The 13,096-nt window shown below is 40.4% G+C and carries 17 protein-coding genes; 8 read left to right on the top strand and 9 right to left on the bottom strand.

The features are described 5' to 3' along the window. The first annotated feature begins 94 nt into the window (after nt 1-94). On the top strand, nt 95-184 hold the full coding sequence (locus MHI20_RS15285; RefSeq protein WP_017360317.1) for a YjcZ family sporulation protein: 90 nt from the start codon (nt 95-97) through the stop codon (nt 182-184). Between the two features lie 53 nt (nt 185-237). Here the strand turns inward: MHI20_RS15285 and MHI20_RS15280 are convergent, their stop codons facing one another. Both MHI20_RS15280 and MHI20_RS15275 read right to left on the bottom strand, forming a co-directional pair. Then, nucleotides 238-423, bottom strand: coding sequence for a hypothetical protein (locus tag MHI20_RS15280; RefSeq protein ID WP_072368131.1), 186 nt, complete (start codon nt 421-423; stop codon nt 238-240). Between the two features lie 82 nt (nt 424-505). Beyond that, complete coding sequence (locus tag MHI20_RS15275) at nt 506-1,024, bottom strand: DUF3267 domain-containing protein (RefSeq protein ID WP_008348895.1); 519 nt, start codon at nt 1,022-1,024, stop codon at nt 506-508. Between the two features lie 234 nt (nt 1,025-1,258). On the opposite strand from MHI20_RS15275, the gene MHI20_RS15270 reads away from it, so the two are divergent. Next, nucleotides 1,259-1,603 carry a YhaI family protein gene (locus MHI20_RS15270; protein ID WP_007497157.1) on the top strand — a complete coding sequence of 115 codons (345 nt, stop codon included), beginning with the start codon at nt 1,259-1,261 and terminating at the stop codon, nt 1,601-1,603. Here MHI20_RS15270 and MHI20_RS15265 read toward each other — a convergent pair. Then, the gene (locus MHI20_RS15265) at nt 1,581-2,195 is read right to left on the bottom strand and encodes an HTH-type transcriptional regulator Hpr (RefSeq protein ID WP_008348891.1); all 615 of its coding nucleotides are present in this window, start codon (nt 2,193-2,195) and stop codon (nt 1,581-1,583) included. The two genes, MHI20_RS15270 and MHI20_RS15265, sit on opposite strands and share 23 nt — an antisense overlap. 187 nt (nt 2,196-2,382) lie before the next feature. Next, nucleotides 2,383-2,739: a YtxH domain-containing protein gene (locus tag MHI20_RS15260; protein WP_007497160.1), complete on the bottom strand. Its 357-nt coding sequence runs from the start codon at nt 2,737-2,739 to the stop codon at nt 2,383-2,385. Nucleotides 2,740-2,867: 128 nt separating this feature from the next. Here MHI20_RS15260 and MHI20_RS15255 point away from each other — a divergent pair, with 128 nt between their 5' ends. Further along, entirely contained in the window at nt 2,868-3,059 is a 192-nt protein-coding gene (locus MHI20_RS15255) for a hypothetical protein (RefSeq protein WP_008348888.1), read from the top strand. A gap of 47 nt (nt 3,060-3,106) precedes the next feature. Here the strand turns inward: MHI20_RS15255 and MHI20_RS15250 are convergent, their stop codons facing one another. From MHI20_RS15250 to MHI20_RS15240, 3 genes are all read right to left on the bottom strand, one after another. Beyond that, a complete protein-coding gene (locus MHI20_RS15250) occupies nt 3,107-3,625 on the bottom strand; it encodes a tryptophan transporter (RefSeq protein ID WP_008348886.1) in 519 nt (172 codons plus the stop codon). 125 nt (nt 3,626-3,750) lie between these two features. Beyond that, nucleotides 3,751-4,830 (bottom strand): 3-phosphoserine/phosphohydroxythreonine transaminase, encoded by a 1,080-nt coding sequence (gene serC / locus MHI20_RS15245; protein WP_340939544.1) that lies wholly within the window; start codon nt 4,828-4,830, stop codon nt 3,751-3,753. Nucleotides 4,831-4,988: 158 nt separating this feature from the next. Continuing rightward, nucleotides 4,989-5,417 (bottom strand): HIT family protein, encoded by a 429-nt coding sequence (locus MHI20_RS15240; RefSeq protein WP_008348883.1) that lies wholly within the window; start codon nt 5,415-5,417, stop codon nt 4,989-4,991. A gap of 487 nt (nt 5,418-5,904) precedes the next feature. Between MHI20_RS15240 and MHI20_RS15235 the strand changes: the two genes are divergently transcribed. Genes MHI20_RS15235 through MHI20_RS15225 form a run of 3 tightly spaced genes read left to right on the top strand, consistent with a single transcriptional unit; the run spans nt 5,905 to nt 8,616 of the window. After that, on the top strand, nt 5,905-6,645 hold the full coding sequence (locus MHI20_RS15235; RefSeq protein WP_008348877.1) for an ABC transporter ATP-binding protein: 741 nt from the start codon (nt 5,905-5,907) through the stop codon (nt 6,643-6,645). Then, nucleotides 6,638-7,861 carry an ABC transporter permease gene (locus MHI20_RS15230; protein ID WP_340939541.1) on the top strand — a complete coding sequence of 408 codons (1,224 nt, stop codon included), beginning with the start codon at nt 6,638-6,640 and terminating at the stop codon, nt 7,859-7,861. Before MHI20_RS15235 ends, MHI20_RS15230 begins: the two co-directional genes overlap by 8 nt. Nucleotides 7,862-7,911: 50 nt before the next feature. Further along, a complete protein-coding gene (locus MHI20_RS15225; protein ID WP_340939539.1) occupies nt 7,912-8,616 on the top strand; it encodes an EcsC family protein in 705 nt (234 codons plus the stop codon). Between the two features lie 29 nt (nt 8,617-8,645). Here the strand turns inward: MHI20_RS15225 and MHI20_RS15220 are convergent, their stop codons facing one another. Beyond that, on the bottom strand, nt 8,646-9,833 hold the full coding sequence (locus MHI20_RS15220) for a M20 family metallopeptidase (RefSeq protein WP_100325424.1): 1,188 nt from the start codon (nt 9,831-9,833) through the stop codon (nt 8,646-8,648). Nucleotides 9,834-9,976: 143 nt separating this feature from the next. On the opposite strand from MHI20_RS15220, the gene MHI20_RS15215 reads away from it, so the two are divergent. After that, nucleotides 9,977-10,270 (top strand): hypothetical protein, encoded by a 294-nt coding sequence (locus MHI20_RS15215; RefSeq protein WP_224562986.1) that lies wholly within the window; start codon nt 9,977-9,979, stop codon nt 10,268-10,270. Nucleotides 10,271-10,328: 58 nt separating this feature from the next. Here the strand turns inward: MHI20_RS15215 and MHI20_RS15210 are convergent, their stop codons facing one another. After that, on the bottom strand, nt 10,329-10,814 hold the full coding sequence (locus MHI20_RS15210) for an antibiotic biosynthesis monooxygenase family protein (protein WP_007497177.1): 486 nt from the start codon (nt 10,812-10,814) through the stop codon (nt 10,329-10,331). A 127-nt stretch (nt 10,815-10,941) separates the two neighbouring features. Here MHI20_RS15210 and MHI20_RS15205 point away from each other — a divergent pair, with 127 nt between their 5' ends. Then, nucleotides 10,942-13,077 carry a transglycosylase domain-containing protein gene (locus MHI20_RS15205; RefSeq protein ID WP_340939535.1) on the top strand — a complete coding sequence of 712 codons (2,136 nt, stop codon included), beginning with the start codon at nt 10,942-10,944 and terminating at the stop codon, nt 13,075-13,077. The last annotated feature ends 19 nt before the right edge of the window (nt 13,078-13,096 follow it).

Below are 13,096 nucleotides of genomic sequence, written 5' to 3'. Positions count from 1 at the left end.
TTTTTTAAAACGATGACAAGTGCCTAAACGTTTTAAAATTTTCTGCATACACTGAGCTTAGAACAGAGGAAGAACTGGCAGGAGGTGTTTTCACATGGGAGGAGAAGTCTTTGCTGGCGGTTTTGCACTAGTCGTCGTATTATTTATCTTATTGATCATTATCGGTGCATCTTGGATTTGCTAATAGATCATCATACACAAAAAGCTGCCATCAAACAGGCAGCTTTTGCTTTGATCTTAAATAGATATGGTAATTTCAACAAATGATGAGATCAGTAAGATCAGTATCGATACATTGATAAAGCGAAACACCTTATCTTGCCGTTCTTCAGGAATCTCTCTGACAAGGCATAATGTATTAGTAAGCCTGTTTATTGAATACACAATAAACGCGGCAAAGACGATGAAGTAAAATAAAACTATCGGAGATCCCCCCTCTCTATGCTATTCCCATACTACATTACCAAATTTTTTATGAAAAAGATAGAAGTTGGCTTTAAAAACCTCATGATGAGGAAGTTGGGTCAACTAAAATATCAAACTCGTCTTGGGCTTGATCAATGATGCATGATTTTGGCGCTTTTAGCAGTTTCCAAGCAAATAAAAAGTCAGGCAAACAATAGCCTGCATGAATACTTGCGATCATGATAAAATAGTGTGCGTACATTGGAAATGCCATTCCTAAAACAAAGTAAACAGGTGAGATGACACAAAACGGGCTGAGCAGTGAGAAAAGCATCACTCTCTTAGGCACGCGCTGCCAGCAATTTCGTTTAAATAACGTCATTTTTTTCTTATGTTTCATGACTGGGATCAAGTGAACCACGCGGTGGACAAGCAATGTCGCAAGTAAAAGCACGATAAAAAGCGGTGCATTGTGACTGCTGAGCCTCGTTTCAGGATGAGTCAGTTGAAAACATAAAAATGCCATAATGAAAAAAAATACAGTCAGACATATGGCTGAAATCATCATTCTCGTATAACCATAATCCTTTTCAAGATTAATGGTCTTCCAACAATTCATTTTTCATCCTTCCAATCTCAAAAAAACTAATTGAATATCTCAAGATAATTTACTCTTCCTGAGGATAAAAATCAATGGTTTTCAAGAAAAAAAATAAATTGTTACATTCATATGGAATAAAGAGAGGAAACTTTGGGTTTTTCAAGAAAAAAAGACATAAGAGGGAGGTTCGTCTCTTTCGTCAATGAGTAATTTCGGCTAAAATAGAGTGACTAAGAGAAAGAGGGAACGTACATGAGTATTGAGGAACGAATGAGCCAGCTCGAATATTATATGGAACTGTTACTGACGGCGACAGATATGAGCCGTTATCCATATTATGCGCTATTGATCCGGCAGCGTGTATCGAAAGAAGAGGCAAAGGACATTGAGCGTATTTGTGCTGAGCTCTCAGATGAAATGGACAAGCAAAAAGCACAAGGCTACGTCATGTTCGACGATCTCCTTGCGCTGTTTGCGGGACAGTTAATTGAAAAGCTGGATGTTCATGAGACGATTTTTGCTTTGCATGATCAAGGGCTGTTTCAGCCGTTAATGAATGAATTTATAAAGATCATTAAACAATTTGATTTGCTTTAGCCGCTTTTTCCTCCGCTGAGTCTTCAAGTTCTTCAGGCTTTTTCGTGACTTTCCCACGCTCATTCAAAAAGTCCTTCTCAATGTTTGAAAACGATTTCTCAAAAATCTCCATGAAATCCTCACCATAAATGTTTCGGATAATACACATCATTTCTAAAATTTCAGGGAACTTTCCGTAAATGTCATGAAGCGGCTGTGCGCCTTTGACAATACCAGTTCGGGCCGGGTCGTAATCTTCGAGTAGTTTATGGAATGTCTCTTCGCCTTTTGGCGTTAGTTCAATATACGTATTGCGTTTATCGTTTAACTTTTTAGAAAATTTTAAAAATCCTCTTTCCTCTAATTTTTTAGAGAAGTTAAACGCCGTTGATACATGCATGACGCCAAACTTTGCAATTTCTGATATTGAAGCTCCTTTTAATTGATACGCAATCCACAAAATATGATGTTCATTGATATTTAGGTTATACGGTTTGATCCACTGCTGCCAGTCCTTTTCAATGGATTTCCAAAGAGCTTTGCTCAATTGGGCCATTCTTTGACTGAATAAAAGTGCTTCTTTTACATCGAAAGGCTGTTCCGAATGATTCATCCATTTCACCTACTTCTCTTTTTCTTGTAATTCTATTATGCCAATAAAATAAAGATTAATAAAGCTGAAAATTCAAGAATTTTTAAAAGTCATGAAAAACATTGACAAAATAACCTTTTTTCAACAAAAAAAGTGCGGGATACGCACCCCGCACACTTTTGTAAACGAATATTTTTTTGTGAGTATATTAGTTTTGTAAGGTTTTCTCCAGTTGTTTGAGCTTTTCCTCAATTTCCTGAATTTCCTTTTGTAAGTCCTGCTGATGAGGTTTGATTTCCTCGCGCCATTGCTGAATGGATGTTTGCAATTCAGTTCCGACCTCTTTAATGACCTCAGCACTTTCTTTTGCGGTTTCAACAATCTGCTCTTTTAAAGCTTGTCCATCTCTTTTTAATCTTGTCAGCGTATCTTCGAATTTGTCATAGCCGTCTTTCATCTTTCCGCGTACATCTCTGCCAGAAGAGGGAGTCGTCAGGAGCACTGCCGCACCTCCGAGGAGACCGCCTACAAATAATCCTGTTAATAAAGAACGTCCACTAGCCATTCCAATCACCTCTAGTCAAATTTTACACATTCGCATGTTCTCTCTGAGCTGACGATCAGCTTCATTGAACTTCCATACATAGCTTGCTTTATTTTAGCATACTTTTGAAGAAAAGGGAGGGGAGAAGGTTGTCTGTCTTTCTGTTCGTTTTTACGTGTATGTGTGTGATTTTTGCAGGTGGTTCTATTCATTATGTAAGACAGCTTGGGTATGCAGGGTCTTATCCGCCAAAACATGTATTAAGACAAAAAGCAATTGTGTGTGCGGCAGGTGCAGGGATTTCGCTCTCCATTTTGCTGCTTACCCTTTTTCTTTTATAGAAGCATGAAAAAAACCTCTTCATCCAATGAAGAGGTTCAGTTATTCGTTAAGCGACTTCAATCATTCTTGCACGCTTTAATATCGACTGAGCAATCGGGAAGACAAATACCATAGCTATCGTATTGATCACAGTTGCTGGTAGGACAACACCTACAAGAAGTGCTGGTAACGCAGCCGGCAGTCCAGTAATCAGTAAAGCGGCAGATAGGAAAATTACGCCCGATACGACGGTCCCAACAGCGGTGAGTACAGCGGTCAGAACGACTTTGTTCTTGATCTTCTGGCAAGATAAGAAAAGGGCTAAGAAGATAAAGGCTGTCACCGGTTTATCAATCATATTGGGAATTTGTCCGCCTGGAAAACCTGTTGTCAAAGCGGAAATGACCCCAGTGACTAGGGCGATCACAACGACATGCTGTACCTTCGGAAAAAGGATGATGCTTAAAAACATCATGACCAGCATCATATCAGGTTTCATTCCGAAAAAGATGGGCGGGAAAATCGTATGCAAAACAGCTCCCATTGCTGCAAGCAATGACATAATCACTAATTCTTTTGTTTTCATTTCTATGCTCTCCTCTGCTAAGCTCTTAGAACTCTCCAATAATATGGCTGATCATTTATTGCAAGAGTCATGACTTTATATTTCTCGTTATTATAACAAATTTATTTCACGATAGAAAAGCCTTTTTACTCATTTTCTTGCTGGAACTTTTTCATAAAGTCCGCAAGCTTTTGGCAGTCTTCTATAGAGACGGCGTTGTAAATCGAGGCTCTGCATCCGCCAACAGAACGGTGGCCGGCGAGTCCAACCATTTGTTCTTGTTTTGCTTTCTCCACAAAGGATGCAGTGAGTGCATCATCACGCAGGGTAAACGTGACATTCATATGTGAACGGCTGTCAGCACGTGCATGTCCTTTGTAAAAACCGCCGCTTTGATCAATCGTATCATACAGAAGCGCTGCTTTTTGTTCATTGCGTTTTTCTGCTGCTTCTACGCCGCCCGCCTGTTTCACATGCTCCAGGACAAGGGATAGCATATAAATCGCAAAAGTCGGTGGTGTGTGATAAAGAGAATTGGCTTTGGCATGTGTTGAATATTTTAAAATTTTAGGTGTGCCGCTTTTTTCTTTCTCTAATAAACGTTTGTGCGCGATCACAATCGTGATACCAGAAGGCCCTAGATTTTTTTGTGCCCCGGCATAAATGAAATCAAATGAAGACACGTCTATTTTTTTGCTGAGAATATCACTGGACATGTCGGCAATAAGCGGGAGTGACGTGTTCGGGAACGTTTTCCACTGAGTACCGAAAATGGTATTGTTCGATGTGATGTGCAAGTAAGCACCGTCAGTTAAAACGGAAGCATCTACATCTGGAATATACGAATAGTTGTCGTCTTCACTTGAGGCAAACACTGATGTTTCACCAAACCCTTTTGCTTCTGACAAGGCTTTCTCTGACCAAGCACCTGTTTGGATGAAATGAGCCGTTTCGCCTTCATGTAAGAAGTTCATCGGAATCATTGCAAATTGAAGACTTGCCCCGCCTTGTAAAAAGAGGACCTCATAATCTTCTGGAATGTCCATCAATTCTACCAAGAGTGCTTTCGCTTTATTGTGGACTTCTTCATACTCACCGCTGCGATGAGAAAGTTCCATCACAGACATCCCGGTTTGTTTAAAATCAACAAGTTCTTTCTGTGCTTTTTGAAGCACTTCTAGCGGCAGCGCCGCCGGACCAGCATTAAAATTCGTCGTTCGCTTCATCACAATCTCTCCCTATTTCTCGCGTTAATGGATCAAAAGATAAAACCATCCTATCACAAATTTGAAGCATTTGGACAAAAAATTTGAATCGTCCTAAATATCTTACGATTCAGAGGATAAGCACAGAAAAGAAGTGAAAAAAAGAAAAACCTCATCAATTAAGATGAGGTAAGGCGCGTATGGATGGCAGAAGAAATGTCTTTTAAATCCTCTGATGTATATTGATCTTGGTGAGATTTCCATACGGCACCAAAGCCGTCGCCTTTGCCATAACGTGGAATGATGTGCATATGGTAATGGAACACAGATTGCCCGGCTTTTTCACCGTTGTTGTTTAGAAGGTTTAAACCAATTGGTTCAAATTCCTGTTTGATGGCTCTAGCGATTTTTGGAATCGCTTGGAAGTAATGATTAGACACTTCTGGTGTCATGTCATAAATGTTTTCTTTATGTATTTTCGGGATTACAAGGGTATGTCCTTTTGTTACTTGGCTGATATCAAGAAAAGCCAATACATGCTCGTCTTCATATACTTTTGCACATGGAATGTCTCCATCAATGATCTTGCAAAAAATGCAGTCGCTCACGCCATGTCACTCCTCATTATTTTTCCTTTATCGTATCACAAAAAGAAGCAAAAAAGAAAACAGGACAAGCGAACTCCTTTGGTCGCTCATCCTGCTCCTGCAGAAGAAATGCTGATGCTTTCATTTGATATGCCTTTTGAATTCTCTATTTACTGAAATAAAGAATTCATATGCCTGCTATTTCTGCCGTAAACACCTCATTTGACGTTTTGGTTCGTCGTATACATATTTGTATAGGACACAAAAATCAAGAATCAGTGAAGCAAAACAGTAGCTAAGGTTTTTAGATGAAAAACCAATTTGTCATGCGGTTATTGCCTTTAACAAACACCTCATTTACGTATTGGTCATCAAGTTCATTTCTTCTACATACATTATGATGACCAGTATGCCGATATTTTATTCATGAGTTGTCTATAGGTAAACATTTCAAATTGTCTTTCGTTTTTGGTACTATAAAGGAAAAAAGAAAGAAAGGAACGAACTGATGTCCCTTCTAACTGTAAAAGATGTAACGGGTGGATATACAAAGAATCCCGTTCTGAAAAATATTTCATTTGAATTAGAAAGAAACCAAATCGTTGGTCTCATTGGCTTAAACGGGGCGGGAAAAAGTACAACCATTCGTCATATTATTGGATTAATGAAACCTCATAAAGGGGTCATTGAGCTGAACGGACGAACCCTTCAAGAAGATCAAGAGGCGTATCGTTCACAATTTACGTTTATTCCAGAGACACCTGTCTTATATGAAGAATTAACGTTAAAAGAGCATTTAGAGCTGACAGCGATGGCTTACGGCCTTTCAAAAGAACAATTAGAAGAACGTCTGCCGTCTTTGCTGAAGGAATTCCGAATGGAGAAGCGATTGAAATGGTTCCCTGCTCATTTTTCTAAAGGGATGAAGCAGAAGGTGATGATTATGTGTGCGTTTCTTGTGGAGCCAGAGTTGTATATTATCGATGAGCCGTTTTTAGGGCTTGATCCGCTTGCGATCAACGCACTATTAGAACGTATGAATGCGGCGAAACAAAATGGCGCAAGTGTTCTGATGTCAACGCATATTTTAGCCACAGCGGAACGTTATTGTGATTCCTTTATTATTTTGCATGAAGGGGAAATTAGAGCGAAAGGAACACTGACAGAACTAAGAGAGCAGTTCAACATGAGAGATGCGACTCTCGATGATCTTTATTTGGAATTAACAAAGGAAGAAAGCTATGAGTAAAACAACGCAAACCATTTGGAAATCACGATTAGAAGAACACGTACAAGAAACAAGAAAATATTTAAAATATATGTTCAACGATCATCTTGTGATTGTGCTCATTTTTTTCCTTGCAGGCGGGGCGAGCTGGTACAGTAATTGGTTGAAGCATATTCCAGCTCACTTCCCATCCTATTGGGTCATGGCAGTTGTTTTCTCATTGGTACTGACTAGTTCTTACGTGCGAACGTTGATCAAAGAGGCAGATCTTGTGTTTATGCTTCCTTTGGAAGCTAAGATGGACCCTTATTTAAAACAAGCGTTTAACTTTAGCTTCATTTCTCAGTTATTTCCTTTGATTGCCGTGTCCATTATTGCACTTCCGCTATATTCGGCTGTCTCCTCAGGCGATCTGATGCTATATTATGTGCTCATTTTGGCGCAAATGATTTTAATAAAAGGTCTGAATACAGCGATTCAATGGAGAATCACTTATTTTCAAAGGAAACATGTCAGATGGATTGATGCAGTGATTCGTTTTCTGCTCAATACAATGTTAATGTATACCGTTTTACAAGCAGCTTATGCCATTGCCATTGTTTTTTATCTTTTATATGCTGTCTATCTCATTTATCTAACAAATGCAGTAAAAAAACAGCCTTTTCAATGGGAATTGCATATTTCTGATGAGTTAAAACGAAAACAGCGTTTTTACCGCTTGGCAAACTTATTTACGGATGTCCCTCATTTAAAGAAACAAGTGAAAAGAAGGGCGTATATGGACTGGGTCTTGCAGTTTGTCCCTTATGAACAGCGTAAAGCTTTTTCTTATATGTATGTGAGGGCGTTTTTACGTTCAAATGACTATTTTGGTCTTGTGTTTAGGTTAACGGTCGTGTTTGTGCTCATCCTCTTGTATACAGGTGCAGCAGGCTGGGTGGGGGCATTACTTGTCTTGTTTACAGTCTTTATCACAGGTGTACAGCTTGTCCCGTTAACAAAGCACTTTGCTCATCTGTCGTTACAGGCACTTTATCCTGTGTCTCAGCAAGAAAAAGATCGAAGCTTTTTTGTTCTCGTACGAAATGTACTCATCATCCAGTCAATTGTACTGAGCTCCGCCGTTTTCCTAGCAGGTGGATGGAAGGGAAGCGGACTTGCTCTTCTCATTTCATTGGTATTTGTGCTTGTCCTATTCAAGCCTTACGTACAAAGCAGATTAAAAAAGATGAGATAAGCATTTTTTACAGCGTGTGTATGATGTCACCAAGGAGGGAATTGGGATGAATGCAGCTGAACGGGAACTGTATGAAGAGGCCATTTTTTTTTCAAATGCGTTTTTTAAGAAAACCATCCAAGATCGAGCGGTTTTCAAAAGGTGTTCAGCAGCAAGTGAATCGCCGAATCCCTGCTCGATTTCATCAAGTCATCACAAGTGCGGTGAAAACAATGGTTGAATCCACCGTATCAGGAAGCCATTTTACTTCATTTACAGTCATTGATGAACAATTGTCTCTTGTAGAGCGAAATGAGCTGGCAAAGGAAAAGGTGACATATTATCAAAAGGCCGCTGCGATTGAAGGAATTGGCACAGGTGCGGGTGGATTGTTTCTCGGAATGGCGGATTTCCCTCTCCTTTTGAGTATTAAAATGAAATGTCTTTATGAGCTTGCTTGTATATATGGATTTGATTTGTCTCAAAAAGAGGAAAGGCTCTTTTTGCTTTGTATTTTTCAACTCGCCTTTTCAAGCAGCGCACACCGTCAAAAAATGATGAAACTCATTGAAGAATGGGAAACAACCCGGGAAGAAATGGATTGGTATAGCTTTCAGCAGGAATATCGAGATTATATTGACCTTGTGAAGCTGTTTCAATTAATGCCTGTGGTCGGTGCCGCTGTTGGTGGGGTGGCAAATCATCAGCTGACAGGACAGCTTGGTGAAGTCGCACGCCATGTGTTTCACTTGCGTGTGTTGAAAGAATTGAAATAGAAAAGCCGCTGTTGGGCAGCGGCTTTTTTTCATTCATCGTAGGAAAGGACGGCATGAGCGAGTACCTTTGCTGCGACAGGCATTGCGTTTTCGTTAATATCAAATTTCGGATGGTGGTGTGGATACACATCTTGGCTGTTTTCTGGCATAGCGCCTGTGTAGAAGAAAGTACCAGGAACATGCTGAAGGTAGTAAGCAAAGTCTTCTCCTCCCATTTGGGTTTCGGCTTCTTTTACTTCTGTGACTCCTTCTGTCTGTTTGGCTATTTCTGTTATATATTCAGTTGGTGCAGAGTGATTTTTGACTGCAGGATAGCCTCTTATATATTCATAAGTATAAGAGGCATCGTGCATGTGGCAGACACCTTTCACCACCTGTTCAATTTCACGTTCAATGATATGGCGTGCACTCTCTTCAAAGGAACGTGCAGTACCTGTTAGCACGGCCGAATCTGCAATGACATTAAAGGCATTTTCAGCGACAAATCCCCCTACAGAAACCACTGCAGAATCAATCGGGTTGACTTTACGGGCCACGACCTGCTGAAGATTGGCTACAATTTGTGAACCGATGAGTACGGCATCTTTCGTCAGGTGCGGCTGTGCGCCATGTCCGCCTTTACCTTGCACTTGAATAGAGAAACGATCGGCGGCTGCCATAAAGTTCCCGCTTTTATAAAGAACAGTGCCGCATGGCTCTGAGGACCAAAGGTGGGTGCCGAAAATGACGTCAACACCGTCTAAACAGCCATCTTCAATCATTGGTTTCGCACCACCGGGGGCATATTCTTCAGCGTGTTGATGAATGAGGACGATTTTTCCTTTTAATTGATCTCGGTGCTCATGTAAGATCTTCGCTAAGACGAGAAGTGTTGCTGTGTGGCCATCGTGACCGCATGCGTGCATGACGCCAGGTTTTGTTGAACGGTAAGGTACATCCTTTTCATCATGAATGGGAAGTGCATCAAAATCAGCTCTCAGTGCAATGGTCGGTCCAGGGGAAGCTCCTTCAATAAAAGCGAGTACACCATGTCCGCCTACATGTGTGCGTGTTGGGATATGTAATCTGTCATAATATTGAGCGATGTAAGCAGCGGTTTCCTCTTCCTGAAAAGAAAGTTCTGGATTCATATGGAGATGGCGTCTAATTTCAACCATTTCCTCATAATGTTCATCAAGACGTTCATTGATCCTTTTGTGTAAAGTGGATACTGTCATTGATCCGAAAACCTCCTTTAGGCTCTTTTACTGATTGTATGGTAATTGTTAGAATCTTTCAACAGAAGAGGATGTCGAGAATGACAGAAAAGGTCATTTTACATAAAAGTCGAAGGTTAAGTATGAAGCTTGAAAAAGGGGGAGTGGCATTGGGAAGCTGTCCAAATTGTTCAAAAGCATTTTCTTTCGTCGAAAAATTTCATTTATCGCATACGAGAATGATGCTTTGTCCAAGCTGCCGGCATCAAATCAAAGAAACGTTCGTTTCGAAGATGAGCTTTTTGATGATTTGTTTGATTCCACTGTTGGTACTACTTATTCAGATGAAAGGTGCTTCACCTATGCTCAAATGGCCAATCTTATTAGGATGGATCTTGCTGAATTTTTATGTACTTCAGCCAATCATTCATCGGTACGAGCTTAGAGATAAGCGTTGAAAGCCCAGCAGAAGGGCTTTTTTTTATGAAAAAAAGAAGTGCGAAAAGCAGCACTTCCTTAATGGTCTATGACGGCATGATAGGATGTCAGATAGGCAGGACGAGAGAAGATGGAGCCAGTATCCTCGTGCGGCTGAAAGAACGCTTCTGACTCTTGGAAGTCTTGAAATAAGTCTTCAGATTCCCAAAGGGTCAAAATTAAGTACACCTCTTCATCCTTTTTTGGTCTTAACACACGAAGCGCCTGAAAGCCGCGCTGGTGTTCTGACATGTTTGTTTTTTTCTGAAAGGTGGATTCAAAAAGTGCTCTGCTTTCGAGCTTTACAGGGATATGATTCAGCGTGACAAAGCCAGATTGGACGAGCTCACCTTTTGTATAAATCACATCATAGGCATGGGGTGCTTTAAAGACTGTCTCACCCTCCGTTTCATGAAAAAGAGCCGCTTGTTCCTTACCGACCGTATAAAGCAGATTTTCAAGATGATGTTTTTTTGCGATTTTTTGCAAAAAGTCTGCTGTTCCATATGTAATATAGAAATTCATCTAAACCGCCTCCTGCTTGATAGTATAACAAAAGAATGATATATAATTCTTTGGTAGTCAATCCATAAAACATATTATGAAGCAATACATCCCATACTATCCGTATAAAGGAATGAGGTGACCTAATTTGAAGAAAAAGAAGATAATCATTCCATTAGTCATTGCAGGAAGTACAATCGTGCTTTCATTTATTGGCTATCTGACCATTTTATTTTTAGGACATTATGTCATAGATGAGAAGAAGCTCGTTTTTCACGCTTCCTCGAAAATCATTGATCAGAATGGAAAAGAACTCACAAGCATGTATTCAGAAAATCGGGACCCTGTGTCATTAAAAGAGGTCCCAGATAAAGTGGCGAAAGCTTTTGTTGCTGTAGAGGACAAGCGCTTTTATGAGCACCACGGAATTGATGCACAATCGATTTCAAGGGCGGTTTATCGAGATATATTAGCAGGTGGAAAGGTAGAAGGCGGCAGTACCATCACCCAGCAGCTCGCCAAAAATATCTTTCTCACAAATGATAAAACGTTTCTTCGAAAAACAAAAGAAGTCATTATTGCGATCAATTTAGAAAGAGATTATTCAAAGGACAAGCTGCTTGAAATGTATTTGAATCAGCTTTACTTTGGTCATGGCGTCTATGGGATCCAAGCAGCGGCCAATTACTATTTTAGTAAAGATGTAAAAGATCTCACTGTCAGTGAAGGAGCTACACTTGCTGCCATGCCAAAGGCACCTTCAACGTATTCCCCTGTTCTACACCCAGATAAAAATAAACAAAGACGGGATACCATCCTGAATTTAATGAATGAACAAGGATATTTGTCTTCTACAGAAACAGTTGAAGCAAAAGGAAGAACACTTGGTATTCATTTAAAAAAGAAATCAGAAACCCCTTGGGTGGACAGTTATGTAGATCTCATGATTAAAGAAGCAGAATCACAGTATTCGATTTCGCATGAACAATTGCTTCAAGGCGGCTATACCATTACGGTACCAATCGATATGAATTTGCAAAAAGTTGCCTATGATGCAATGAAAAACAATCGTTATTTCCCGGGAAAAAGCGGGTCACCTGAAGGAAGCGCTGTGTTTATTGACAACGCATCTGGTGGTGTAAAAGCAGCAATAGGCGGACGAGAATATCAGGCAAGAGGCTATAACAGAGTCACAGCTGTTAGACAGCCTGGTTCTGTCTTTAAGCCGATCGCAGTATATGGTCCAGCGATTCAGGAGAAAAAATTCAGACCGTATTCACTGCTTGAGGACAAGGAAAAAAGCTATGACGGCTATTCTCCAAAGAACTACGATGGACAGTACGAGGGCAGGGTCACGATGGTAGAGGCTCTCATGAAAAGTAAAAATACATCTGCCGTATGGACGTTAAGCCAGCTTGGCATCGATACGTCTAAATCCTATCTTGAGAAAATGGGGATGGATATTTCGGATAAAGGACTTGCCATAGCGCTTGGCGGGTTAGAAAAAGGGGTTTCTCCATTGCAGATAGCTGGAGCATTTCATACATTTGCAAATGAAGGCGTCTATAAAAAGCCGTTCTTCATTCAGAAAATCACGAATGATGATGGTGAAACCGTTGAAAAAAATCGAAACAAAGAAGAACGAGTGTTTAGCGTACAAAATGCTTGGAATATGACAAGAATGCTTCAACAGGTCGTCAAAGGCGGAACCGCTCAGAGCGGATCATACGCTGGAGATTTGGCTGGTAAAACAGGCACAACTACGTATTCCGGTGTCAAAGGGGCAACGAAAGATGCTTGGTTTGCTGGCTACACACCTAGTACAACAGGGGCAATCTGGATGGGGTATGACAAAACGGATAACAGTCATTATTTAACTGGCGGCAGTCAGTATCCAGTGCAGTTAATGAAAGATATTTTAACGACAGCCCAAATAACCAATGAAACATTCCAAAAACCAGAGGGAATTAAAGAACTTCAATCGCCAATCCATTTAGAAGGACTGTCAGGCTTTGAAGCACGGTATGCATTTAAAATCAAAGGGCTCTTTACATTGGAGCTGTCATGGGATGAACAGGAAGACAAACGCGTTGAATATCGTATTTATGAAAAGAGAAATGGAAGCGAGACCCTGATCGATTCTGTAACAGGAACTAACAGCTACACAATGCCGTATGCAAATGTGTTTTCAGATGCGCAGTATAAGGTTGTTCCATACAATACTCAAACACAAGAAGAAGGCGAAGGCAGTGCTTATATCAAGCCAGAGGCTTTTGGACGTTAATATTCGGCGATTTTTTGAA

Origin of the sequence: Bacillus sp. FSL K6-1106, assembly GCF_038005245.1 — a bacterium.
In the GTDB taxonomy this organism is placed as follows: Bacteria; Bacillota; Bacilli; order Bacillales; family Bacillaceae; genus Bacillus; species Bacillus altitudinis.
The sequence above is the reverse complement of the archived record's forward strand: the minus strand, read 5'-3'. Positions and strand labels throughout refer to the sequence as shown.

What these genes read in the sequence shown, in the direction of transcription:
- MHI20_RS15285 (WP_017360317.1), top strand. Translation starts at nt 95, where the DNA reads ATGGGAGGAGAAGTCTTTGCTGGCGGTTTTGCACTAGTCGTCGTATTA.
- MHI20_RS15275 (WP_008348895.1), bottom strand. Translation starts at nt 1,024, where the DNA reads ATGAATTGTTGGAAGACCATTAATCTTGAAAAGGATTATGGTTATACG.
- MHI20_RS15270 (WP_007497157.1), top strand. Translation starts at nt 1,259, where the DNA reads ATGAGTATTGAGGAACGAATGAGCCAGCTCGAATATTATATGGAACTG.
- MHI20_RS15265 (WP_008348891.1), bottom strand. Translation starts at nt 2,195, where the DNA reads ATGAATCATTCGGAACAGCCTTTCGATGTAAAAGAAGCACTTTTATTC.
- MHI20_RS15260 (WP_007497160.1), bottom strand. Translation starts at nt 2,739, where the DNA reads ATGGCTAGTGGACGTTCTTTATTAACAGGATTATTTGTAGGCGGTCTC.
- MHI20_RS15250 (WP_008348886.1), bottom strand. Translation starts at nt 3,625, where the DNA reads ATGAAAACAAAAGAATTAGTGATTATGTCATTGCTTGCAGCAATGGGA.
- serC (WP_340939544.1), bottom strand. Translation starts at nt 4,830, where the DNA reads ATGAAGCGAACGACGAATTTTAATGCTGGTCCGGCGGCGCTGCCGCTA.
- MHI20_RS15235 (WP_008348877.1), top strand. Translation starts at nt 5,905, where the DNA reads ATGTCCCTTCTAACTGTAAAAGATGTAACGGGTGGATATACAAAGAAT.
- MHI20_RS15230 (WP_340939541.1), top strand. Translation starts at nt 6,638, where the DNA reads ATGAGTAAAACAACGCAAACCATTTGGAAATCACGATTAGAAGAACAC.
- MHI20_RS15225 (WP_340939539.1), top strand. Translation starts at nt 7,912, where the DNA reads ATGCAGCTGAACGGGAACTGTATGAAGAGGCCATTTTTTTTTCAAATG.
- MHI20_RS15220 (WP_100325424.1), bottom strand. Translation starts at nt 9,833, where the DNA reads ATGACAGTATCCACTTTACACAAAAGGATCAATGAACGTCTTGATGAA.
- MHI20_RS15210 (WP_007497177.1), bottom strand. Translation starts at nt 10,814, where the DNA reads ATGAATTTCTATATTACATATGGAACAGCAGACTTTTTGCAAAAAATC.